Genomic DNA, 23,224 nt, shown 5'->3' with positions numbered 1-23,224 from the left:
ATAAAACGATTAAGCCCAAATAGCAGTATTTGGGCTTAATCGTTTTATGTTTCAATTATATTTTTATACTTAAGCTATTCAATATATAAAATAGACTCGATTTCAACCACGCCGCCTTTTGGCAGGGCGGCAACTTGTACCGCAGCGCGGGCAGGATAAGGCTCGCTCAAATTTGCGACAAATAGCTCATTAAGGGCAGCAAAGTCATTTAAATCGGTTAATGACACGTTAAATTTAACCACGTCGTTAAGGCTACCACCTGCGGCCTCACAAATAGCGGCAATATTAGCAAATACTTGCTTAGCTTGAGCCTCAAAGCCATCTTTTAATTCCATGGTCTTAGGGTCAAAGCCAAGTTGTCCCGAGATATATACGGTATTACCTACTTTTACAGCTTGTGAATAAGTCCCAACGGCAGCAGGCGCTTTATCAGTTTGGATGGTTTGACGGGTCATAATAGATCCTTATAGTGTTTTTGCTGATTTATTTTGCTAAATTTTAGCAGGTAAAAGTAGCACTTTATATCTCAAAAATAGTGTTTTATTTTGAACGACTCTACGTAATTAAATCAATTAAATTTTTATGGATAATGATGATAAAGAAATTATAACTGATATAGGCGCATAATATTGGGAAAACCCAGTAATGAACGTAGCTCGCGGATGCCTTGTGCTAAATGAACACGACTGCGGACGATAATATGGACAATAGTATCACTACTGCGCACATCGATAGTTTCGACCCCAATGTTTAATTGGCGCAGATGATAAACCACTTCGCTGATTTGCTCATCGCTTAGCGCTACCGACAGTTTTAAGTAGGCTGGGAAACGAATTTTTTTGCTGGATTCACCTGACTCGCTTTGCTTAACGGCTTTATCATCCCGCCAGCGCAATTGAATGACTTGGTAAGGGTTGTCTTTACGGATATCATCGAGAGAAAAGCATTTATGACGGTGCACGACCAGACCATGCCGTGATAGATGCCCAACGATAGGGTCACCGTAGATAGGATGACAGCAATTGGCAAAATCAAGCTCTACCCCTGCAGCATTTGCCACTAATTGCTGGGGCTGTGGCATCTCATTACTGTACTCTTGAGCGTGTAGACTCGTTACCTCGTCATTAAATAAGCGTGATACGACCAGCTGTGGCAATAAAGTACCTGAGCTAATTTGCTCAAATAAGAAATCTTTCTCAGCCAGTCCGCGCCATTCAAGCAAGTTATCCCAGTCGTTAGCACTGAGATCATCGAGACTTTTTTGATAGGTTTTTAAAGCCCGATCTAAGGCTTGTTTGCCGTGGCGCTGCTTGTCGATAGCGGATAAGTCTTTAAACCAGCGTAAAATCTCTTCACGTGCTTTATTGGTCACCACAAAACCAAGCCATTCAGCTTTTGGTTCAGAGTGACTATTTACTTCAATTTCGATCAGCTGTCCGTTTTTGACTACTGTGCCTAATTTGGCATGTTTGCCTTCAACATTTGCACCAACAGCCACATTACCAACCATTGGCCCAACTGCATAGGCAAAGTCTAGTGCCGTTGCCCCTTGTGGGAGCTCATAAGCACGGCCTTGCGGACTGTAGCAGAGAATTTTACTAGAATGTAGATAGTCCATTAAATCGTTAATGGTGGAAACGGCGGTGATAAAATCAGGGCTATTGGCCTCTAAAGAATCTTCATCGATCAAGTCTTTCATATTACGTAGCGATGCTTGAATGACAGATTGGCTGACATCGGAAGCATGCTCTGCACCAATCACCCCAAGCCGTGCGGCTTGTTGCATTTGCTTGGTCAAGATCGTCACTTTAATAAAGTCATTATCACGCTCATAGATGAGGGTAAGGGACTGATTACCGCCCGGTAGTGGGCGACGAATATTGTCCTCAATATGCGCATCATCAATTTGATATTTTTTAATCAGATAATAGGCGAGCTTGTCACAGGCTTCAATATTATCGAGCACAATCTCAAAGGCATAGTGGCGTAGCAATGCATTAATCTCGCCGCGATTACGAAAAAACTGTCGATAAATAACCACGCGATTGTCTAAAACTTTAACATGGCCGCCAAGACCTAAATTATTTAATACAATAGTTAAATAACGATGAATGGCTTCTCTTTGGAAATTACGTCCAAGTCCATGTTGCAATAGCTTATCAGACAGCTTGTTATACATACCGGAATCAAGGTTGCGGTAACATAAGACCTCAATATAATCGGCAATATCATTAAGCCCCATCAGGCGGGCAAATGGGACGTAAAAGTCGAGGGTTTCCTGCGCGGTAGCACGCTGTTTTTCTGGGCGTACGGCATCAAGGGTAGACATATTATGTAGGCGATCAGCCAGCTTGATAATTAATACCCGTGGGTCATCAAGAGTGGCGGTCAAAATTTTATGAAAGGTAGCGGCTTTATTTTGTTGTTTATTATGATTGGATGATTTTAATTTTGTTACTCCATCAACCAGTCGAGCGACCACCTTGCCATAACGCTGCTCGAGCTGAGCATCGCTAACCTCAGTATCCTCGACCGTATCATGCAAAATCGCCGCAATAATCGTATCACGATCTAAGCGGAAGCCCGCTAATATCTCAGCGACCGCAATGGGATGAGTAATATAAGGCTCGCCTGACTTGCGTTTATCTTTGATATGCGCAATATCGCCAAACTCACAAGCATCAATAATATCATGGCGTTCAGCAATGCACAGATAACCAACCGAACGCAGCAAGTTATACTGAGCCTCGTCAACCAAATGATGACTGAGTTTGGGTAAGGTTTGACTCATAGAGTGACTATCCTATTGTTTGTTACCTATCTGCTTATTGCTTATATGATAGTGGTTACTTATCTAATCAATATGTGATGGTTAGTGAGGTGAATGATAATTGACTCAGGGCTGATCTGTTATGCAACAAAGTGAGCGATTGAGTAGGCCACCCTCTAATTAATCGTAAATTGCGCCGAATGTCAACTATTAAGCGCGCTTGCTACGCAAAAATTAAAATCTATTTCACTTAGTAGTGCTTCTTTTAGGGCAAACAGGAGGTGACATTAGCAAGAATAATTATAAAGATACAGGATATAAAATAGCTGAATACAAACGACAAAGCCACAGCATTATACTGTGGCTTTGTTCTAAATATTTGGTCCAAGCCTTATTCTAAAAGACCAATTGATGTCTAAAGCTCTAATCATTAAAGCTTTAGAAGCTGTGATCACCGGACAAGGCTAAATCTAGCGAGCTGGTCGCAAAGTGATGCTCTGGCTGGTTTAGAATATCACGGGTTATTTTGCCAGCAGCAATCTCACGTAGTGCCAATACCGTAGGCTTGTCATTATCGACTTCAACCAAAGGTTCAGCAATCCCTTTTGCCAACTGACGGGCGCGTTTACTAGCGACCAAAACCAGCTCAAAGCGATTATCAACATTATCCAAACAATCTTCAATCGTCACTCGTGCCATAGTTAGCTACCTCGGTTGTTTTTATCGGTGGCGGATATTGTCCGTCATCTAATAAAATAAAAATATAGGGGAATAACCCGTCATTATAGCATTTTTTTGTGGTGACGCGCATTTGCTTTTTATCTTTAAACTTGATGCATTGCTTATCTTTATAAGAAAAATTGTTTATGCTAAATATCATTCTTCATCAGTATTATCAGCCAGTAAAGTTGTAATCGTTCGGTGATAGCGGCGCTGCTGGCGCGTTAAGGTCTGTCTATCAGCGACAATAATAGCCTTCAGCTCAGTCAAGGCCACCTCAAAATTATCATTAATAATGACGTAATCAAAATGTACGTATTGTGCCATCTCGGTGACCGCTCCTGCTAAGCGTTGTTCTATCACCTCTATGCTATCTTGGGCGCGGGTGGATAGACGCTGGCGTAAGGTAGTAAGACTTGGCGGCAAGATAAAAATCATCGTGGCCTCAGTGAAGATTTCTTTCACTTGTAGCGCCCCTTGCCAGTCAATCTCTAAAATGACATCGACGCCTGATTCTAATTGGGCACGGACACTACGCTCTGCGGTGCCATAATAATTGCCAAACACTTCGGCATGCTCCAAAAATGCACCGTCACCGATAGCGGTGATGAAGGTATCTATTTCTGTAAAATGATAGTCGTGACCCTCAATCTCACCCGGGCGTGGAGCGCGAGTAGTATGGGAAATACTGACCGTCAAGTCGTTGGTGGTGGCCAGTAGCTGCTTGACCAGTGAAGTCTTACCAGTACCTGAGGCAGCGGTAATAATAAATAATGAGCCTGTCATACAGAGTGTCCTAGTTAGAAAAAAGAGCGACAATAAAAATTACCACAATAAAAAGTACCCGCCATCATAAAAAGGGCTAGGTTTCGTCAAGTTGAATGCCCATAATGTGAAAACGACTGGACCGGTAGTATTTTAAAAGGCAATAAAAGTAAATTATGATAAAGTAGAGCATTCATTTTTAACCTAAATTATCCAATGATAGGCCGCCTTATGCAAATTTATCTTGCCAATCCACGTGGATTTTGTGCTGGTGTGGATCGCGCGATTGCGATTGTCAACGAAGCCTTGACGCGTTTTGAGCCCCCCATTTATGTCCGTCATGAAGTAGTGCATAACAAATTTGTAGTCTCAGACTTGGCCAATCGCGGCGCCGTATTCGTCGAAGAGCTCAATGAGGTTCCTGATGGCTCGATTGTCATTTTCTCTGCGCACGGGGTCTCAAAGGCCGTCGAAGATGAAGCAAAGCGCCGTGATTTGACCGTATTTGATGCTACCTGTCCCTTAGTGACCAAAGTACACATCGAAGTGGCGAAGTTTGCTCAAGACGGTATGGATGCAGTACTGATTGGACACGCTGGACATCCTGAAGTTGAAGGGACCATGGGGCGCTTTAACCACAATCACGGTGGACAAATCCATTTGGTCGAAAATGAAGCGGATGTCGAAAATTTGACAGTACAAGACCCTGAACGCTTGGCTTTTGTGACCCAGACGACCTTATCTATGGACGATACTGCTCGGGTTATTGATGCGCTGCGCGTCAAATTCCCAAGTATCCAAGGCCCACGTAAAGATGATATTTGTTATGCAACCCAAAACCGCCAAGATGCGGTTAAAGATTTGGCCGGGCGTTGTGAGGTGGTCTTAGTTGTAGGGTCTCCAAACTCATCAAACTCTAATCGTCTGCGAGAACTTGCGCAGCGCATGGACTGTCAGGCCTATTTGATTGATAACGCTAGCGAAATGGACAACACTTGGTTCAATGACATACAAAGTGTGGGGGTCACCGCTGGTGCTTCAGCACCTGAAATCTTGATTCAAGAAGTGCTACAACAGCTGCAAGATTGGGGCGGACAGTTGCCTAATGAGCTGGCAGGAATTGAGGAAAACGTTACTTTTAGTTTGCCTAAAGCGTTGCGTATTCCAGTAGCACAAGTTAGTAAATAGCAAAAATAAACAATCAAAAATAAAAGTTAACTGTTACCGAAAAAAGAAAATTCCAATCAATTAAGTTAAGGATAACTATGAGCGCTTATTATCAATGTAGCAACCGCGAACAGCAAGCAGACGGCGTCTGCGTGGCACACTATAAGCCAACTGAACATGCACAAGGGGCATGGAACGAGCATGAGCAACATATGGCGCCAGCCACTGGTGTGCTTACTGCTGAGCTGAGCCAGTTCGCGCCGCAAGATAATATGCGTGTTGCACGCATCAGCCTTGATATCTTGGGGCTCATACCACTTGATGACTTTATCATTACCACGCGCTGTATTCGCCCTGGCAAAACCATTGAGTTAATAGAATCAGTGATGAGTAGTCGTGGCCGTGATTGTATCATCGCTCGTGCGTGGCGACTGCTAACTCAAGATACTAGCACCGTTGCAGGTCTTGAGGACCATACAGCGCCGCATCAACCCCATGAATTACCAGTCTGGGAAGATATGAAAGGTTGGCCAGGCGGGTTTATTAAAAGCGTACGTCTGGTCGCTGAGGCAGATCGTCGTCCGGGTAAGGGCATGGTCTGGATAACCAATGATATCGAGATGGTAGACGGCGAGCCTACTGATGATGTGGTGCATCTCTTAGGCATGGTAGATACTGCCAATGGCGTTGTGCCAAGGCTTGGATTGCGGCTTTCAGAAGCCCAATGGATGTTTCCCAATACCGATCTACAGATTCATATGCATCGCTCACCACAAGGTCGCTGGCTTGGTATTGAAGCAGTACAACAATATGGTACTGATGGTATTGGCGTGACTAGTGCAGTACTGCATGATGTGCATGGACCGTTTGGTCGCAGTGAGCAAATACTCACTATTCGTCCGATGCCGCGCTAGTCTTATCATGACTAACGATAAGTGGCGTATGTATAACCCAATAATGATAATAAAGACCACTTAAACCAGTAGGGGCGCTTGAAATTTTTTTCAGCGCCCCTATCTGTATAACCAGTCTAGCTGTCTTTAACGTTGAGCATTGGGTTTATGATTATAGACCCGCTCAGCTTAATGACCGCTATTTAATAATAAATTGAAGGAATTTTTTATGAGTGAAGCAACCCAATCTGATAATCCAAGTGTTGATAAACAAAGCGCCGATAAACAAAGTGCTGCTAACGCTAGCCCTGAACTAAAAAAACATACGTTTGAAGCGGAAGTTGCCCAATTATTGCATTTGGTGACCCATTCGCTATATTCCAATGCCGATATCTTTGTCCGTGAATTGGTCTCAAACGCTTCTGACGCTTGTGATAAATTGCGTTTTGAAGCCACCAATGATGACAGCTTGTATGAAAATGATGGCGAGCTACGTATTCGTATTGCAATCGATGAAGCTGCCAAAACCATTACCTTTACTGATAATGGCATCGGCATGAATGAAGCGGATGCCATCGACAATCTAGGAACGATTGCCAAATCTGGTACCAAAGCCTTTTTGGACAAATTGTCTGAATCTCAAAAACAAGACGGCCAGTTGATTGGTCAGTTTGGTGTGGGCTTTTACTCCGGCTTTATTGTCGCTGATAGTATTAGCGTTGATTCACGTAAAGCAGGCGATTCAGCAGATAATGGCGTACGCTGGGTATCTGATGGCACGGGCGTATTCACGGTTGAGGCCATCAACAAAGCTGAACGCGGCACCGCCATCACTTTGCACCTAAAAGAAGAATATTCTGAGGGTGAAGACAGCTATTTAGACCGTGGCAAAATCAAGCGCTTAGTTAATAAATACTCTGATCACATCAGTTTGCCCATTCAGATGCGTAAAGAAATTTGGCAAGAAGACGTTGTCGATGACGCCGACGATAACGAAAGCGATGACACTCCAGCTGGCGGCGAAATGGTATTGACCGATGACTGGGAAACCATCAATAAGGCCAGTGCTTTATGGACGCGTTCAAGCTCAGAGATTGATGATGAAGAGTACATCGATTTTTATAAAAACATCACTTATGACATGGATGAGCCACTCACCTGGACGCACAATCGGGTTGAAGGCCGCGTACAATACACCCAAATGTTGTATATTCCTAAAACAGCGCCAACAGACCTATACACCCGCGAGCAACAGCATGGCCTAAAGCTTTATGTCAAACGTGTATTCATTATGGATGACGCTGAGCAGTTGCTACCGATGTACCTGCGTTTTGTAAAAGGGGTTATTGACTCAGCAGATTTGCCACTCAACGTTAGCCGTGAGATTTTACAAGAATCGCGTGATGTGAAGTCTATCCGTGACGGTAACGCCCGTCGCATCTTGACTTTGCTGGCCAGCCTTGCTAATAGTGAAGACAGCGACAAGCAAGATAAGTTTGCACAATTCTATGCTGAATTTGGCGATGTCATCAAAGAAGGTCTTGGCGAAGACACGGGCAATCAGGAACGTATTGCTAAGTTGCTACGCTATACTACCAGCACTCAAAATGGCCTAGAAACCAGCTTTGAGGACTATAAAGCGCGCATGAAAGACGGTCAAAAAGCCATTTATTATTTGACTGCGGATAATCTAGCTGCTGCGAAAAATAGCCCACAACTAGAGCTGTTTAAGAAGAAAGGTATCGAAGTTATCTTGATGACCAGCCGTGTCGACGAGTGGGCGATGAACTTCTTAACTTCGTTTGACGGTACGCCGCTACAGAACATTGCTAAAGGTGCGGTTGATTTAGGCGACTTGCAAGACGAAGCCGAAAAGGCCGAAGCTGAAAGGGCGCAAGAAACGCTCAAACCGGTGGTCGATAAACTCAAAGCGGCATTGGGCGATCGCGCAAAAGACGTTAAAGTGTCTACTCGGTTAGTTGATAGCCCAGCGTGCTTAGTGGTTGGCGAAGGTGAGTTATCACCACAAATGATTCAGATGCTTAAGCAAATGGGTCAAGAAGTACCAGAGAGCAAACCGACGCTTGAGATCAACCCTGAGCATCCTTTGATCCAAAAGCTTGAAAGTAGCGCTCATTTTGATGATTTGGCGCAAGTAATCTTTGATCAGGCGTTATTAGCTGATGGTGGACAGCTTGAGAATCCAGCTGCTTATCTTAAACGTGTTAATGAGCTATTGATGAGATAGTACTTAGCTTTTATTATCATGCTGTAGAAACAATGACAGTAAAAGTTTAGCTACAGAAAAGAGGTCTTAATCTAAGACCTCTTTTTTTATGGACATCTTAATTGTTTATTTTAAGTAAAATAACGATTGTTATTACTGTACCAGATAAAAATTTATTTGCTTACTGTACGATGGTTTTAGAGGCGAAATAAATTGATAGCCAGTCCTATGTCATATATTTAATAGGGGAAATAAGTGGTCTGTATTGTGAGAAGTTTTTATTGATGCTGTCCGGTTCGCTAGGTTACATAGGAAATGCGACTTTTTACAAATTAGTCTTATCGTCATGACTGACAATCCGTTACAATCGCGTTATATTAGCAGGATAAACTATCTATTTATGTTATCAGCTTCTTGCTATCTCTTTATTTCTCTCGACTGGATAGAGGTCTAAGTCTTTGTCACTTACGTCGTTAAAAACCATTTCCCTCCAGCGCTTTTCGCTTAATTTCGCTGCCAATATTATTGCTGCCTTATGGATGCTGGTCGGGTCAACCCGTGCGTTTTCTTGGGTAAAGCCGACCTTCTTACAGTTTGCGCTGTTTGCATTATTAGCACTGGGCAGCAATGTCTTGTTTTCATGGTTAGCGGCCGAAAGTGGAAGCGTGTTTAATGAACAAGGGTTGGTCAGCTATTTAATTTGGCCGGTGATTATTTTACTTGGCGGTATTATTCTTGCGCGGCGTTCAGGCAATCAAACGTTAGTGTTTGTACCTGTGGTTCTATGGTTAATAGCTGATACGCTATCCGCCCTGCTACAAAGCATGGTACAGTTTTTGGGAAGTCATGGCTGGCTGCCAAACTGGAGCTATTCTTTTTTACCGATATTGTTTTTAGTCCTGTTCTTATGGCAAACACTGGCATTGTTATGGATTTTTGCTCGTCGCCAACGTACGCCATGGTGGGAGCGTATTATTGTATTAGTGGGCGCCGTGGCGCTATTAACCATTTGGCAACGTAATGTCGCAGATCAGCCTATATTTAAGCAAATACCCGTACAGCCAGTAATAAAGGAGGCGGCGTTATATCAGCAGCCGCGCTTATTACAACAAGCATTAGATAGTATTGATCCGAGCGTATCCGGCGCCAGTGATTGGTATTTTATGGGAGTGGCTGGATTTTCTGAGCAAAATGTTTTTCGCTCTGAGATTAATAAAGTGCGCGAGTTGTTTGATGTGCGCTTTGGCACTAGTGGACGTTCGCTATCATTGATTAATAATACTTATAGCTGGCTTGATGAACCGGTTGCGACTAAGACCAGTATTTTGCGCGGTCTGAAAAGAATAGGTCAGCAGATGAATGCTGATGAAGATGTATTATTGCTAACCTTATCGTCACACGGTGATCAAGACATCATCCAGCTGGTGAACCCACCGCTTGAGATGGATAATTTAGAGGCGGCATGGTTACGTGAGGCGTTAGATGCGTCAGGTATCCGCTGGCGAGTCATTGTGGTATCTGCCTGTTATTCTGGCTCTTTTATCGATGAGCTAACCTCGCCAACTACGGTAGTGATCACTGCTTCAGCGGCTGATAAAATGTCATTTGGCTGTACCAATACGGCGGAGATGACCTATTTTGGACAGGCGTTCTTTGCTGAGAGCCTACGCGAAAATACCAGTTTTGCAGCGGCTTTTAAGGATGCCAGTTTACGGGTAAGTGAGCGCGAAGGCTTTATGGGCTTTGAGCCTTCTGAACCACAAATGGTGATTGGTAGTCTAATGGAAACTGCGCTACCAGCCTTTGAGCAAGTATTGTTTGATAAGACGCGTCCAACAGTGGCAGATATCACCGGTAGTAATGAGGGTAGTGGCGCTACCATAAATAGGCTGCCTGATACAGTACCTGAATCAGTATCTAATGCCGCAGTTACTGACGAACGCTAAATAATAAATTATTCGTCAATCACTTCGAGTAACCTCGGCTTAAGACGGTTTTAACAAAGAGCCCCATAAAGGCTACGTTGTACCTGCTTAGAGTTTGTATACTAGTTGTTGGCTAGCCATAAATTGATCGTTATCAAGAAGCTTATTACGACTAAGTTCCAGTATATCGTTCATAAAAACCAATAAAAATACATAAAAGATAGAATAAAAGAGATATCAATTATGAGTAATTATCATACCCATAGCTTACCCGCTAATTCGCAATTAACACAAATAAGCGCCAACCGCTGTTTTGATGGCGAGCAACATTATTACAGTCATCAGTCGATGGCTACCAAGACGCCGATGACCTTTAGCATCTACTTACCAGATGAGGCGCTAGCTGGGCACTCTTGTTCAGCAGTTTTATATCTATCAGGTTTGACTTGTAATGCGGATAATGTCACTCATAAAGCGCATTTTCAACAAAAATGTAGCGAGCTTGGCATGATATTTATTGCGCCAGATAGCTCGCCTCGTATTGATGCAAATGCAAGCACGGATGTGCCTAACGATGAGCGCTATTTTGTGGGTCAAGGTGCCAGCTACTATGTCGATGCTACTTGTGCGCCGTGGTCGGACAACTTTAATATGCAAACCTACATCGTTGATGAGCTATATGACTTGCTGCGTGCTGAGTTTGCTATTGGCAGTATTGGTATTATGGGTCACTCTATGGGTGGGCATGGCGCGCTATTATTAGGCTTTAAATTCCCCAGTAAGTTTGGTAGCGTCTCAGCATTATCACCCGTATGCGCGGCCAGTGAGTCGGCATGGGGGCAGGCGGCTTATACAGAGTATTTCGGTGATGATAAGAACTTGTGGAAAGAATTTGATGCGGCGCATACGATTGAAACAGTGGGTCAGCAATATGCCAGTATCTTAGTAGATCAAGGCGCTGCCGATGAATTTTTAGCGGACGGGCAATTACAAACGCCTATACTCCAACAAGCTTGTAAAAAAGCAAAACAACCCTTAACGTTACGTTATCAAGCGGGTCATGATCACAGTTATTACTTTATCCAGACCGTTATTAATGACCATATTGACCATCACTGGCGGATGGCGCAGCTGAGCTAAACTGTACTGGGTCGAAATAAATACCATTGTACTTTAAGTAGACAACAAGGCGTATAAACGCTTTAAAGGTAATTTTTATGACAAATTCTCAAGCGTTAGTGGTAGATGACCGCTTAGACACCCAACAGCATAAGCAACAAAATGCTAAGTCCTCGCTAGCTATCATGCAGGCCGATATAGACGCGGCCTTGCGAGTAAAGCAGCAAGCTGGCGCTGATTCAAGTACCGTTAAGTCAGGTACGCTACTGTCAAATAACGTAGATGTGGCACATAATACCGTACTTGATGATTCACAAATCTCGCGTGTGATAGAGATGGCATGGGAAGATAGAACGCCGTTTGCTGCTATAGAATACAGTTATGGATGTACTGAAGCTGATGTCATTACAGTAATGCGTCAGCAATTAAAGCCCTCTTCTTTTCGATTGTGGCGGCAGCGAGTGACTGGTCGTGCGACTAAGCATCAAGTGAAACGCTCATTTGTGGTAGGCCGCGCCTATTGTAAAACTCAATATAAGCCACGATAGTATCTATACTGGATAATGCTTTTATTGGTCTATCCAACATTTTAATAGTGAGGATTAAGTTCTCATTGTTATTGTATTTTTAAGCAAACGTTAACTAGGTAGCTCAATTATGATTTGCCCGTCCAAGCCTTATCTAATCGCCCCCTCTATTTTATCTGCTGACTTTGCTCGTTTAGGCGCGGAAGTTGATGCTGTTTTAGAAGCGGGGGCTGACGTCATTCATTTTGATGTGATGGACAATCACTATGTACCGAACCTCACTTTTGGTAGTATGATCTGTAAAGCACTGCGTGATTATGGTATTGATGCGCCGATTGATGTACATCTGATGGTTACGCCTGTTGATGGCATGATTGAGCAGTTCTTAGAAGCAGGGGCGAGTATTATTACTTTCCATCCAGAAGCCAGCACCCATGTTGACCGCTCTTTGCAACTGATCAAAGATGGCGGCGCTAAATGCGGTCTGGTGCTCAATCCAGCGACACCACTACACCATTTAGATTATGTGATGGATAAGGTCGATCAAATCCTACTAATGAGTGTCAATCCTGGATTTGGTGGTCAGTCTTTTATTGAGAGTACCCTGGATAAGGTGCGTGACGTCCGCCAGCTCATTACGGCCAGTGGTCGTGATATTAGGTTAGAGGTGGATGGTGGTATTAAGGCGAGTAATATACGGGCGATTGCTGAGGCCGGTGCTGATATGTTCGTTGCTGGTTCGGCTATTTTTAACCAAGAAGACTACACTGCTGCCATTACTACTATGCGCCACGAATTAGCATTAGCAAATAGTAACGAATAGCTGCTATATTGATAATGAATCATTGATGCCGTGAGTTAAAGCATAACTCTAAGCCACATAGAGGTGAAATATGGATACGCAAAAACCGTTTGCCCCGTCAGCACTGCCTAACCAAGCGCAGGGCGCTAGTCATCACTCTGAACCGTCTAGCCCTAAATCTCCCAGCTTAGTGCCTAAAGGTATTACTATTGGGATGGCAGTATTTGCATTAATCTTGAGTCTCGCCGGTTATGGTTTTCGCTTAATGGTGGGCGATGATGTCGGAGAAGTATTACGCCATGCGGCGATGGTAGTGCCTGCCTTTATGCTCGGTATTCCGATATTATTTTGGCTCGGATCTCGTGTGTTCAATAAAGTTAAAAGCATGCATATTCAGAGCTGGAATGCGATTAGTCTTGGCTACCTAACTTCTTGTATCTCTTTGTTATGGCTGATGGGAACTTATAGCTAAGTTTGCCGTTTTAGTAGTTATAATTACAACTAAGACTCTCAATAAATATGTCCAATACTCAATAAGTATATCTCTTTTAATCAACAATCAATAAGTCATGCCGTGCAATCGTGACTGGATTATTACATGCAAAAACCACTTGTTAAAATCTCTGATACTATTTTTCCAAAAGATCTACCAAAAAGCCTAACTATTATCTTAATTACTGCTTGTTTATTACTAGGATTGGCATCGTTACGTAATGGTACGGGGCTACAAGGTTGGCTTAACGTCATCGAAAACTGGCTGTTGATGCTGCTGATATTGCCTACGGCGACCGCAGTGGTTGCCCTGCCTTTTAAATATCGCGACCCGAGTTTTGAGCTAAAGCTGGCATACTATATGGGTATGTTTGTCGCCTTGTTATTTACCATAGGCAAGTTGCGCTACTGGCGTTAGCGTGTCACTCCAAATGCTCAAGTAATAGTAACTCCTTCATAAGACTTGCATTGATGCCCTTGAAATCCAGGCTCAAAGCGTCCATTGTAGGAGTATTACATATTTGCCCGCCTTGCCATGAGATGATGAGTCCTGTGGAATTATAAGATGGGATAATGAGGAAAATGCCAAATGCCATATGATATTGATAATGAGATAGAAGTAGACAATGACAGTAGCGATCAGTTTACAGAGTTTGCTAAAGAGACGACCCTTGAGCTGGTAGAGGCGGACAATGGCACTCTTCTGTTGCAGGACGCTGATGACAAAGATGATGTACCGCTAATGACTATTGATTTCTCCGACAAGCTTAAAGAGCTCCTAGGCAGTGACACTCAAGCGATTGGTCAGCATATGATTCATGCCGCAATCCAAGTCATTATGCAAAAGCAAATGAGCCAGTGGCATGCGCATGTTTATGACAAAGAACCAACGAACTACAGTTAGGACAGCTATAAATCATAACTAACATATCATTGTTATGATGTGGTTATAAAAACAGCAGACATAAAAAAGGGTTTATCAATTGATAAACCCTTTTTTATGCATCAAATAATAGTCATTCTTAAATGGTTATTACTTGATTTTTGCTTCTTTAAAGATCACGTGCTGGCGAATTTTTGGATCAAACTTTTTGATTTCCATTTTGCCAGGCATCGTGCGCTTATTTTTGGTAGTGGTATAGTAATACCCAGTACCAGCAGTTGATACCAACTTAATTTTATCTCTCATGATAGCTTTCCTTTAAATGATAGCATGCAAGCACGTGGCTTAAACTTTTTGACCTTGTGCGCGCAAATCTGCTAACACTTTATCGATACCCAGTTTGTCAATAATGCGCATACCTTTAGTAGATATACGTAGACGCACAAAACGATTTTCAGATTCTACCCAAAAACGATGGCGTTGAAGGTTTGGTAGAAAGCGACGACGGGTTTTGTTGTTTGCGTGCGAAACATTATTACCCACCATAGGGCGCTTTCCAGTCACTTGGCAAACTTTAGACATGGCGAACTCCTAATCTATAAGATATGAGGCATTCTCATACCAGTCTGGGCAAGTTGCGCGAATTTGCGGCATGGACACAGCAAACGACACATTGCACCAAACAAAACTACATGAAGGTTGAGCTGGTATTTCTGTCATCTAAAGGCAAATAACAGGTTAACCAATTCAGAAAATTTTAAAGTCGACATTTATACCATAAAATCAGTAAATACTCAAATTATTTTGTGATAAGTGTCGTCATAAAAGACAGCCATTATACCCTGAATTTACAGTTCAATGTTACTGATTGTTTAACGTGAAGAGCAAATATTTGATTGTAAGTTATCGTAAAAGTCCGTAAAGTTACTGTTATATATTTAATACAATATGTTAATACAGTTAATATTTCTGTAACTCTACCTAGCGTCACCTATTTTCTAATAAATGGTGTGACAACTTTTGCTTATTTGTTCAAATAAATTCTTGCTAATGCGGAGCCCAAAAAGTATGTCATATAGCTCACACCGATTTAACTCTAAATTGTTTCAACTCACATCGTTGACTTGTGCGCTGGCATTAGCAGGCTGCGGTGGCGGTGATGATACAGTAGATTCTATTGCACCTGCACCAGATTTAGGGGCTCAGCCGGGGAGTGGTAATGATGGCAATGACAACGGTAATAATAATGACGGTACTGACCAAACGCCAGATATCGAGCCTGACTTTTTCTTACAAACCATAGCGGTCACTCCAAATAATATTGAGTTATCTGATGAACCCACAACTTTTACAGTGACGATAAAAGCAGCTGAAAAAGCTAGTGGCGGTGCAATTATCAATAAAAATATTAGCTTAAAAATTGAGAATTCTGAAAATAACGGTATTACCATTGATGGAAGTAGTACGCTTGCGACCGATAGTGATGGTTATGTTACTTATAACCTCCAGCTCAATCCAAATGCTGTTGCTGATAAAGCGCAGCTATTGGCAAATGGCTTTAATCTAACCGCTTCTGCTATCAAAATTGATGGCACTATTATCACACAGATGAATAAAGTTCCTGTGTTCAAAAAAGGCAGCGGTGATGGAACTCAGGTGGAGGTCAGCAAACTTAATATTCAACCGTTATTAAATACCAGCTCAGTGTCTAACAATATTTTGAACGCTTTTGGCGACACTGCGGTATTTAGTGTGATTGTAAAAAATGATAATGGTGCGCGTGCTGCCGGCGTTACAGTAGGTTTAGGAATTGCGAGTGTCAAAGGGGTATCTATTACAGGTGGTAATAGTAAGCAAACAGATGCTAGCGGTATCGCCAATTTTAATATAGAAGTCGATAGTAAATTAATAAAATCTGAACGTAACGCGCTTATTCAGCAAGGTGTTACGTATGTTATTAATATCCAAGAAAAAAACGGTGCTGCAAAAGACGTTTCTAATAAGTTTATAGTAGCGCCGCCTATCTCTGATTACAAACTTGATATAGAAAGCGTTACCAATAAACTCAGCGCCTATGGTGATAAGCAGCAGCTGATTATCACCGCTAAACCTACAAATGATAATGTTCCTACACAAATCAATGGCGCTAAAGTGAGTGTAAAGCTTAATAATGAGATTAAAGGTGTAGTCTTAAGCCGTGAATCACTCATTTTAGATAATAAAGGTCAAGCAACGGTAGATCTAATTGTAGCAGAAAAATTAAATGAAGAGACTCGCGCAAAACTTGCAAAAAATGGTGTCAGCTATACGGTCATGCTGTCTGAACCCAACCGCTCAGTGACTACAGAAACCTATTCTAGCACTGCTTACATACCTAAAGCTCAATACCAGATTCAATTTTCTGAAAATAATAAAGAAAAAATATCAAGCTTTGGTAGTAGCGTGGTCATTAGCTTTCGGGTCAATGATGAGAGCAATGGCGGTGCAATAGCTCAGCAGAAAGTCATTGCAAGCCTACCGAAAGTTTTAAGTGATGCGGGTTTATTGACTATAGAAGGCAATGCTACGCAAGTAAGTGATGATAAAGGTATGGTGAGCTATAAGGTACGTGTACCAGAAGGGCTAAGCACAGTGCAAAGAGAAAATCTAGAAAAAGAGGGCGGTTTTATATTGACGGCTAAGGTACTTGAAGCATCAGGAGCCAGTAGTAGTATCAGTAATAAGCGTGTCCAAGTGACTGCTGAAAGCGAAACAATATTAACCTCAAAAAGTATTCCTAGTGCTGTCAATGTCTTAAAAGATCAATTTACCATTCAAGTAGCAGGTAAGCGTCTAGACGGCAGTGCAGCCGCTGGAAAAGATGTAAAGTTGATTATTAACAATGTCGTAGGCGTCAGTATCCAAGGTAATCAGCAAACCACCGATGCCTCAGGCAATGCAATATTTACAGTTAACCTGAGCCAAGATTTGACTAAAGCGCAGCGTGAATCTTTGGTTAAGTTTGGTATTCCTTACACCATTACTTTGACGGATGATGACGGCATTGCTACTAATGAATATAAAGCATCGGTTATCATTCCGATGGCTGAGTATCAGCTGAACTTCGGGAGCAGTAGTAAGGCTAAGCTGTTGAGTACAGGAGGTATGACAACCATCAGCTTCCGAGTCAACGATAAAAACGGCGGCGTGATTGCCAATCAAACTGTAACCGCAAGCTTGCCTAGCAGTTTAATACAAAGGGGGTTAATTACACTTGAAAGTGCGGCCAGTCAAATGACTGACTCTCAAGGTAACGTAAGCTATATGGTTCGTATTCCAACAGGATTATCTGCGACGCAAAGAGCAGAACTTGAGAGTGCTGGTAGGTTTTTACTGAACGCACGTCTGGTCGAGTCTTCAGGTGCCAGTATTGATACGATTAGTAATCCTATCTCAGTTACTGCTGATCCTAGTATAAGTAAAACCCTACTGACTTCAAAAAGTATTCCTGGTGTAGTTAATGTCCTAAAAGATCAATTCACTATCCAAGTATCAGCCAAACGTCCAAATGGTAGCGCTGCTGCGGGTAAAGCTGTGGAACTTGTCATTAACAATGTTAAAGGTCTTAGCATTGAAGGTAGTGAAAAAACTACTGATAGTGCTGGTAATGCAGTCTTTACTATCAATATAGATCCGAGCCTAACCTTGCCGCAGCGTCAGTCTTTTGTGGAAACTGGTATTACTTACATTGCTACCCTCACCGATGAAGACGGCATTGCAACTGAAAACTATAACGTACGAGCAGCTGTTCCTAGCGCTGAGTATAAAATTAACTTTGGTAGTAGCAGTAATGCACAGCTATCAAGCTCAGGCGGCAGTACAATCATCAGCTTCCGAGTTAATGACAAAGATGGCGGCGTGATTGGCAACCAAAAAATAATGGCTCGTTTACCAAGAGCCTTGATTGATTCTGGATTATTGACCTTAGACAGCGCTCCTACTCAAACCACTGATAATAAAGGTGCGGTGAGCTATACCGTTCGCGTACCCACTGGATTATCGACTGCACAGAAATCAGCTTTAGAAAAAGCAAGCGGGTTTTTACTAAACGTAAATATGGTTGAGTCATCAGGAGCCAGTAGTACCGTCGATAGTGCTCCTATTAGTATTAGTGAACAGGTTCAGAGAAGCTCAACTGTTTTGGTTTCAGAAAATAATCCCAAGGTAGTGAACATTTTAAAAAATCAGTTTACGATTCAAGTGTCTGGCAAACGAAAGGATGGTAGTGCAGCATCTGATAAAGTCGTGAAACTAACGATTGATAACTCAGATGACTTGACGGTTCAAGATAATGAGCGCACCACTGATGCTTCGGGTAATGCTGTATTCACAGTAAGTGTGAATACAGATTTAACCCAAGCTGAACGTGAAGCATTAGTCAAGTCGGGTATCATTTATACAGCTAGCTTGACTGATGACGATGGGGTAGTTACCAGTAAATACAATACATCAGTCGTTATTCCTACTGCACAGTACAAAATTAATTTCGGTACCAGCACTAAAGTACAGTTATCAAGTTCAGGTGGTAGCGCCATTATCAGCTTCCGAGTCAATGATAAAAGTGGTGGTGTCATTGCCAATCAGAAAGTAACAGCGAGCCTACCGATTAATTTGATTGGTCAAGGCCTACTCACTCTGGAAAGCAGTGCTGAGCAAATCACCAATAACCAAGGTATCGTCAGCTATACCGTTCGTGTCCCAGCAGGGTTGTCATCTAAACAGAAAACAGGGCTTGAGGAGGCTGACGAATTTATCTTAACTGCTAGCGCAGTCGAAGCTTCGGGTGCGAGTAGCTCTATATCTAGCGCTCCTATTGCTATAGGTTCGGCCATCGGCCAAGGTGATATTAAATTGACATCTACTAGCATCCCTAAAGTGGTCACTGTGACAGATACCCAGTTTACCATCCAAGTATCTGCTAAACGCCCAGATAGTAGTGCAGCGGTGGGTAATATAGTGAAGTTGATCATCAAAGAGACTCCTGAAACCTTTGGTATCACAATACAAGGTAACGAGAAAATTACCAATGCTGCTGGTAATGCGGTATTCACCATTAACCTAAGTCAAGATTTAACCCAAGACCAGCGTACCGCATTGGTTGCATCAGGTATTAGCTATACAGCTACGATTACGGATAATGATGGCACAGAAGCTAAGCTTGCTGATCAAAAAATCGATGTTATGCAACCTGCGACCAGTATTAAATTTGCTTCTATCATAACGCCAAGTATCAGTGAGCTTGGTGGTAGTGGCAGTGTACGCGTCAAGCTGGCCAGCAAAACCGATGCTAATAAGCCTATCGAAGGTCGAAGCGTCGTAATTAAACTGGAAGGTATCGCTGAAACCTATGGTGTAACTATTATCCCAAGTACGCAACCAACTGATTTTAATGGTGAAGCAATCTTCGTTATCAATATACCAGAAAACCTAACGGCTCAGCAGCGTACGGGGCTTAAGCGTGCCGGTATCAATTATCAGCTGTCTTATGTTGAAAAAGACAACACTTATAACTCTAAAGTACAACAAGTTGATATCTCGACGCCATCCGTTGATTTAACCGTTCTAAATGCCCCTAATTTTATTAATAATCGTCCCTTCTATACGCTTAATGGAGAAGGCGATACGGCCACCATCCAAGCAGAACTGAGTACTCAAAATACTAGCTTTAAAATCACTGGCCAACCGATTGAGTTAGCGTTCGTAGGTGTAAATAAAGAACTGGCAGCTTTCTTGAATGTGAATGGAAAAATAGGCTCAGCAACAAGTATTGTCAGCACCAACGCTGATGGTGTAGTCAGCTTTACGGTTATCGTGCCTAACAATTTGACCCAGAAAGAAAAGAATACTTTGAAAAACCAAAAATTGACGGCTCAACTGACTGAAACATTGACAGGTGAAACCCAAGAAATCAAGTTTAATATCCAGTCTACAAAAGCGGCTATTGATCTGATAGCTATAACACCAAAAGACCTTAACTTAAATGGTGGTGAGACTCAGATTGAAGTGATAGCCAAAGATAGTAAAGATAATGTCATCGATGGACAAAAAGTATTCCTTGCGCTACCAGCGTTTATTGCTAGTCAAGGTGTCATTCTTGCTTCAAGTGGTACTCAGACGACTAATGGTTCAGGTAAAGCCATTTTTACGATTGCTGTGCCAAATAATCTCACTGATACGCAAAAAGCCGCTATTGGTAATAGCTTTATAGTTGCGCTATCGGCAGCAGATGCTAACGGTAATATTTCGACTAAGACCAGTCGCGTCTCAACGGTCACGCCGTCTGCGAATGGCACCCAAGAGAACTTAAGTATGGGCGCTAACAAAGTCGTCAATACCAAAGGCGATGCTTTTAAAGTATTTGTGCGGGTTGCCAATAATAAGGGTAGTATCGCCGAACGTGAGGTGCACTTAAATGTTGACGAACCTATCAAAACTGGCGTCAGTGTGACCAATGGTAACGCTATAACCAATAGTGATGGTGTTGCTACCTTCAATCTTAAACTTGAGCCAGGTGCTAATGTCAACGACGCGCTTTTAGAGGCTGGTATTCGATTGACTGCAACCACTATCACTGCTGAAAGTCTTGAAATAACACAAGACTATATCGTCGCAGTTGATACGGCCACCATTGATAGTTATCAAATCCTAGTTTCTTCTGATAAATCGACATTAAATACTGGTGGCGATCAAACCAATGCCACATTCCGGGTTACGGATAGTAGCGGTGGTGTACTTACCGGTGTGCCAGTACAGCTAAGCATTAATAATCTAGAAGCCAGTGGTGCAGCACTAACAACGCCTAGTATGGTAACAACAGACGCTGATGGCAAAATCGATGTCGGTGTCTTATTAGCTGCCAATAGTATCAACGCCCGTCTTAATCATAGCGTCGTCATCAATGCCAAGATTGTCACGCCGCAATACGATGCGAATGGTAATGTTAGCATGCAGGTTCGTGAAGAGAAGTCTTTAAGCTTATCAGCGATAGGTACAGAGATTACGCTTGCAGGGTCAGAGATTAACTTAGATGATGGCGAAACGACCACTATTACGACCACGCTGATAGATGGTGCAGGACGTGCTATCGCTAATGCACGTATGGAATTAGTAGATGCGGACGGTGATATCATTGCCACTGACGCCAATGCCACTACGAACGCTGATGGTGAGGCAAGTTTTAATATTGATGAAAGCGACTTAACCTTTGACGGCAACGGTAACTTACGTGTGTTTGCGCGTGCTTTTGGTGAGAACAAATTAAATACTCAGCGTAGCTCAAATACTGTAAATCTGGTTAAAGTCTCACAGGCGGGGATTAGCTTCATTGATATTAAAGATGTCTATGATGTAAATACGCCGCAGACAATCACTGTCCAAATACGTCGCGATACAGCAGCACAAGCCACACAACTAATTGGTAAACAAGTTGAGGTTCAGACATCAATCGGTACCTTTGCTGGTGGTAATAATAATAGCAGTAATGTTATTGTCACAAAGACTATTAGCGCAAGCGATGTTACAGGTAATATTATTACGATACCAGTCATCTTAACGTCACAACTGGCTGGTATTACTGCGTTACAAGCGACTGTGCTAGGCGAATCATTACCAAGTGGTGAGCCGCGCTATCGAGCTACCGTTGATACACGCTTTAGAGCGACAACGCCTGCGAAAATGCTGTTCCAAGCGGTAAGATCAGTCATTACACCAGGTAGCAGCACAGAGATCGTTGCTACGGTTAAAGACGAAAACGATGTACCTGTAGAAGGGCAGACGGTAGTGTTTAGTCGAGCTGCAGACTCATCAGCAGGACGTCTATCAGCAGCCACAGCCATTACGGATAGTAGAGGTGAGGCGCGCGTGGTTTATCAGGCCAATGCCAGCTCGCCGATTGGCGGCGTCAGCATCAACGCGCGTTTATTGAATGATAATGCAGAAATTGGTACCAAAACCACCAATATTACGGTATCAAAAGAAGCGGTATATACCACCTTAGCATTTAGTAACGAATTGACCTCGGATAATATTTATTACACCTTAGAAGGTTCGATTTCTGTCATGGATGGTTCCGGTCGCGCCGTTTCAAACCAAGATATATCGATAAAGTCTTATGCTATTGAATATGCACAAGGTAATGTCTGTCTACTAGATAGCAAAGTCAGTTATAAAACGACTGATAGTCTAGAACGTTATTCTGAGCAATTAACCATACCTATGAAATCAGGTTGGTTTAATACTGAAGATCCAGATTATAACTATACTTTAGAAAAAGATGATGATTTAAATGGTAATAATCGTCTAGATGCTATCAACCCTGTATCTATAATAGGTAGTAATGCAGTATCTGATGATGGTTATACCTTTATGACTAATGATGAAGGACGTGCTGACTTTAGCATTCGCTATCCAATACGTTATGCCAATTGGGTAAAAGTACGCTTTGATGCCTCTACGCTCGTAAATGGTAGTAAAAATATACAAAGTCTAAACTTTGTATTACCCTACCTAGAGGAGGACGTAGAAATAATTAATGGTACCTTAAAGTCGCCCTGGGCCAATAATGCTAGTGCCTTTGGTGCTGGCGGTGCACAGTGTATAGATAGCATGAGTATTCACATTGATGAACCGAACAAGACAACTCGAGTATTATTAACGCCTTCGCAAGATTTTTCTGTCAATATTAATGACGACGGAGATATCTTTAATCCTTCAACAACGTCACAAGGCTTCAACTCTTTTATAGTAGACTTTAATCAAGCCTTTGCTGTTGCAGATAATAATAAGCCTCTTGTTAAGGGTGCTGAAATAAGAGTCAGTAATAGCGGGTTTAGTTTTAAGAACGTAATCAGAATTAACACGCCCTAATATGATTTTAACAAAACCCCTAATCTTATG

General features: G+C 42.4%; 18 protein-coding genes. 12 read left to right on the top strand and 6 right to left on the bottom strand.

What is annotated here, in order from left to right; translation table 11 throughout:
- Positions 1 to 74 precede the first annotated feature (74 nt).
- The 4 genes from AAEY88_RS05140 to gmk form a co-directional block, all read right to left on the bottom strand.
- Positions 75 to 455 (bottom strand): Rid family detoxifying hydrolase, encoded by a 381-nt coding sequence (locus AAEY88_RS05140; RefSeq protein WP_350560010.1) that lies wholly within the window; start codon positions 453 to 455, stop codon positions 75 to 77.
- 149 nt (positions 456 to 604) lie between these two features.
- Positions 605 to 2,791: an HD domain-containing protein gene (locus AAEY88_RS05135; RefSeq protein WP_350560007.1), complete on the bottom strand. Its 2,187-nt coding sequence runs from the start codon at positions 2,789 to 2,791 to the stop codon at positions 605 to 607.
- A 417-nt stretch (positions 2,792 to 3,208) separates the two neighbouring features.
- On the bottom strand, positions 3,209 to 3,469 hold the full coding sequence (gene rpoZ, locus AAEY88_RS05130) for a DNA-directed RNA polymerase subunit omega (protein WP_350560004.1): 261 nt from the start codon (positions 3,467 to 3,469) through the stop codon (positions 3,209 to 3,211).
- A gap of 177 nt (positions 3,470 to 3,646) precedes the next feature.
- Entirely contained in the window at positions 3,647 to 4,276 is a 630-nt protein-coding gene (gmk, locus tag AAEY88_RS05125; protein WP_350560001.1) for a guanylate kinase, read from the bottom strand.
- Between the two features lie 210 nt (positions 4,277 to 4,486).
- On the opposite strand from gmk, the gene ispH reads away from it, so the two are divergent.
- From ispH to AAEY88_RS05075, 10 genes are all read left to right on the top strand, one after another.
- Positions 4,487 to 5,443, top strand: a complete 957-nt coding sequence (ispH, locus tag AAEY88_RS05120) for a 4-hydroxy-3-methylbut-2-enyl diphosphate reductase (protein ID WP_350559998.1) — start codon at positions 4,487 to 4,489, stop codon at positions 5,441 to 5,443.
- A gap of 77 nt (positions 5,444 to 5,520) precedes the next feature.
- Positions 5,521 to 6,336 carry a thioesterase family protein gene (locus AAEY88_RS05115; RefSeq protein WP_350559995.1) on the top strand — a complete coding sequence of 272 codons (816 nt, stop codon included), beginning with the start codon at positions 5,521 to 5,523 and terminating at the stop codon, positions 6,334 to 6,336.
- Between the two features lie 208 nt (positions 6,337 to 6,544).
- Positions 6,545 to 8,563, top strand: a complete 2,019-nt coding sequence (gene htpG / locus AAEY88_RS05110; protein ID WP_350559992.1) for a molecular chaperone HtpG — start codon at positions 6,545 to 6,547, stop codon at positions 8,561 to 8,563.
- Positions 8,564 to 9,000: 437 nt separating this feature from the next.
- Positions 9,001 to 10,488 (top strand): C13 family peptidase, encoded by a 1,488-nt coding sequence (locus AAEY88_RS05105; protein ID WP_350559989.1) that lies wholly within the window; start codon positions 9,001 to 9,003, stop codon positions 10,486 to 10,488.
- 222 nt (positions 10,489 to 10,710) lie between these two features.
- Entirely contained in the window at positions 10,711 to 11,607 is an 897-nt protein-coding gene (gene fghA / locus AAEY88_RS05100; RefSeq protein ID WP_350559986.1) for an S-formylglutathione hydrolase, read from the top strand.
- A 263-nt stretch (positions 11,608 to 11,870) separates the two neighbouring features.
- Positions 11,871 to 12,134, top strand: a complete 264-nt coding sequence (locus tag AAEY88_RS05095) for a TIGR03643 family protein (RefSeq protein WP_350560470.1) — start codon at positions 11,871 to 11,873, stop codon at positions 12,132 to 12,134.
- 109 nt (positions 12,135 to 12,243) lie between these two features.
- Positions 12,244 to 12,936, top strand: a complete 693-nt coding sequence (rpe, locus tag AAEY88_RS05090; protein WP_350559983.1) for a ribulose-phosphate 3-epimerase — start codon at positions 12,244 to 12,246, stop codon at positions 12,934 to 12,936.
- A 70-nt stretch (positions 12,937 to 13,006) separates the two neighbouring features.
- Positions 13,007 to 13,387: a hypothetical protein gene (locus AAEY88_RS05085; protein ID WP_350559980.1), complete on the top strand. Its 381-nt coding sequence runs from the start codon at positions 13,007 to 13,009 to the stop codon at positions 13,385 to 13,387.
- A gap of 126 nt (positions 13,388 to 13,513) precedes the next feature.
- Positions 13,514 to 13,825 carry a hypothetical protein gene (locus AAEY88_RS05080; RefSeq protein WP_350559977.1) on the top strand — a complete coding sequence of 104 codons (312 nt, stop codon included), beginning with the start codon at positions 13,514 to 13,516 and terminating at the stop codon, positions 13,823 to 13,825.
- Between the two features lie 171 nt (positions 13,826 to 13,996).
- On the top strand, positions 13,997 to 14,311 hold the full coding sequence (locus tag AAEY88_RS05075) for a hypothetical protein (protein ID WP_350559974.1): 315 nt from the start codon (positions 13,997 to 13,999) through the stop codon (positions 14,309 to 14,311).
- A 129-nt stretch (positions 14,312 to 14,440) separates the two neighbouring features.
- Here AAEY88_RS05075 and rpmG read toward each other — a convergent pair whose 3' ends face one another.
- Positions 14,441 to 14,596 (bottom strand): 50S ribosomal protein L33, encoded by a 156-nt coding sequence (gene rpmG, locus AAEY88_RS05070; RefSeq protein ID WP_068037488.1) that lies wholly within the window; start codon positions 14,594 to 14,596, stop codon positions 14,441 to 14,443.
- A 39-nt stretch (positions 14,597 to 14,635) separates the two neighbouring features.
- A complete protein-coding gene (gene rpmB / locus AAEY88_RS05065; RefSeq protein WP_350559971.1) occupies positions 14,636 to 14,872 on the bottom strand; it encodes a 50S ribosomal protein L28 in 237 nt (78 codons plus the stop codon).
- 23 nt (positions 14,873 to 14,895) lie between these two features.
- Here rpmB and AAEY88_RS05060 point away from each other — a divergent pair, with 23 nt between their 5' ends.
- A complete protein-coding gene (locus AAEY88_RS05060) occupies positions 14,896 to 15,024 on the top strand; it encodes a hypothetical protein (protein ID WP_350559968.1) in 129 nt (42 codons plus the stop codon).
- A 334-nt stretch (positions 15,025 to 15,358) separates the two neighbouring features.
- On the top strand, positions 15,359 to 23,194 hold the full coding sequence (locus AAEY88_RS05055) for a hypothetical protein (protein ID WP_350559965.1): 7,836 nt from the start codon (positions 15,359 to 15,361) through the stop codon (positions 23,192 to 23,194).
- Positions 23,195 to 23,224 lie beyond the last annotated feature (30 nt).

Origin of the sequence: Psychrobacter sp. CAL346-MNA-CIBAN-0220, assembly GCF_040309805.1 — a bacterium.
Taxonomy (GTDB): domain Bacteria; phylum Pseudomonadota; class Gammaproteobacteria; order Pseudomonadales; family Moraxellaceae; genus Psychrobacter.
Note: the sequence above shows the minus strand (reverse complement) of the source record. Positions and strands in the feature narration are given on the sequence as shown.

Bases quoted from the DNA above. Each gene is read 5' to 3' on its own strand.
- AAEY88_RS05140 (WP_350560010.1), bottom strand. From the start codon at position 455: ATGACCCGTCAAACCATCCAAACTGATAAAGCGCCTGCTGCCGTTGGG.
- rpe (WP_350559983.1), top strand. From the start codon at position 12,244: ATGATTTGCCCGTCCAAGCCTTATCTAATCGCCCCCTCTATTTTATCT.
- rpmG (WP_068037488.1), bottom strand. From the start codon at position 14,596: ATGAGAGATAAAATTAAGTTGGTATCAACTGCTGGTACTGGGTATTAC.
- AAEY88_RS05135 (WP_350560007.1), bottom strand. From the start codon at position 2,791: ATGAGTCAAACCTTACCCAAACTCAGTCATCATTTGGTTGACGAGGCT.
- gmk (WP_350560001.1), bottom strand. From the start codon at position 4,276: ATGACAGGCTCATTATTTATTATTACCGCTGCCTCAGGTACTGGTAAG.
- AAEY88_RS05080 (WP_350559977.1), top strand. From the start codon at position 13,514: ATGCAAAAACCACTTGTTAAAATCTCTGATACTATTTTTCCAAAAGAT.
- AAEY88_RS05115 (WP_350559995.1), top strand. From the start codon at position 5,521: ATGAGCGCTTATTATCAATGTAGCAACCGCGAACAGCAAGCAGACGGC.
- rpmB (WP_350559971.1), bottom strand. From the start codon at position 14,872: ATGTCTAAAGTTTGCCAAGTGACTGGAAAGCGCCCTATGGTGGGTAAT.
- AAEY88_RS05060 (WP_350559968.1), top strand. From the start codon at position 14,896: ATGAGGCATTCTCATACCAGTCTGGGCAAGTTGCGCGAATTTGCGGCA.
- fghA (WP_350559986.1), top strand. From the start codon at position 10,711: ATGAGTAATTATCATACCCATAGCTTACCCGCTAATTCGCAATTAACA.
- AAEY88_RS05055 (WP_350559965.1), top strand. From the start codon at position 15,359: ATGTCATATAGCTCACACCGATTTAACTCTAAATTGTTTCAACTCACA.
- htpG (WP_350559992.1), top strand. From the start codon at position 6,545: ATGAGTGAAGCAACCCAATCTGATAATCCAAGTGTTGATAAACAAAGC.
- AAEY88_RS05085 (WP_350559980.1), top strand. From the start codon at position 13,007: ATGGATACGCAAAAACCGTTTGCCCCGTCAGCACTGCCTAACCAAGCG.
- ispH (WP_350559998.1), top strand. From the start codon at position 4,487: ATGCAAATTTATCTTGCCAATCCACGTGGATTTTGTGCTGGTGTGGAT.
- AAEY88_RS05075 (WP_350559974.1), top strand. From the start codon at position 13,997: ATGCCATATGATATTGATAATGAGATAGAAGTAGACAATGACAGTAGC.
- rpoZ (WP_350560004.1), bottom strand. From the start codon at position 3,469: ATGGCACGAGTGACGATTGAAGATTGTTTGGATAATGTTGATAATCGC.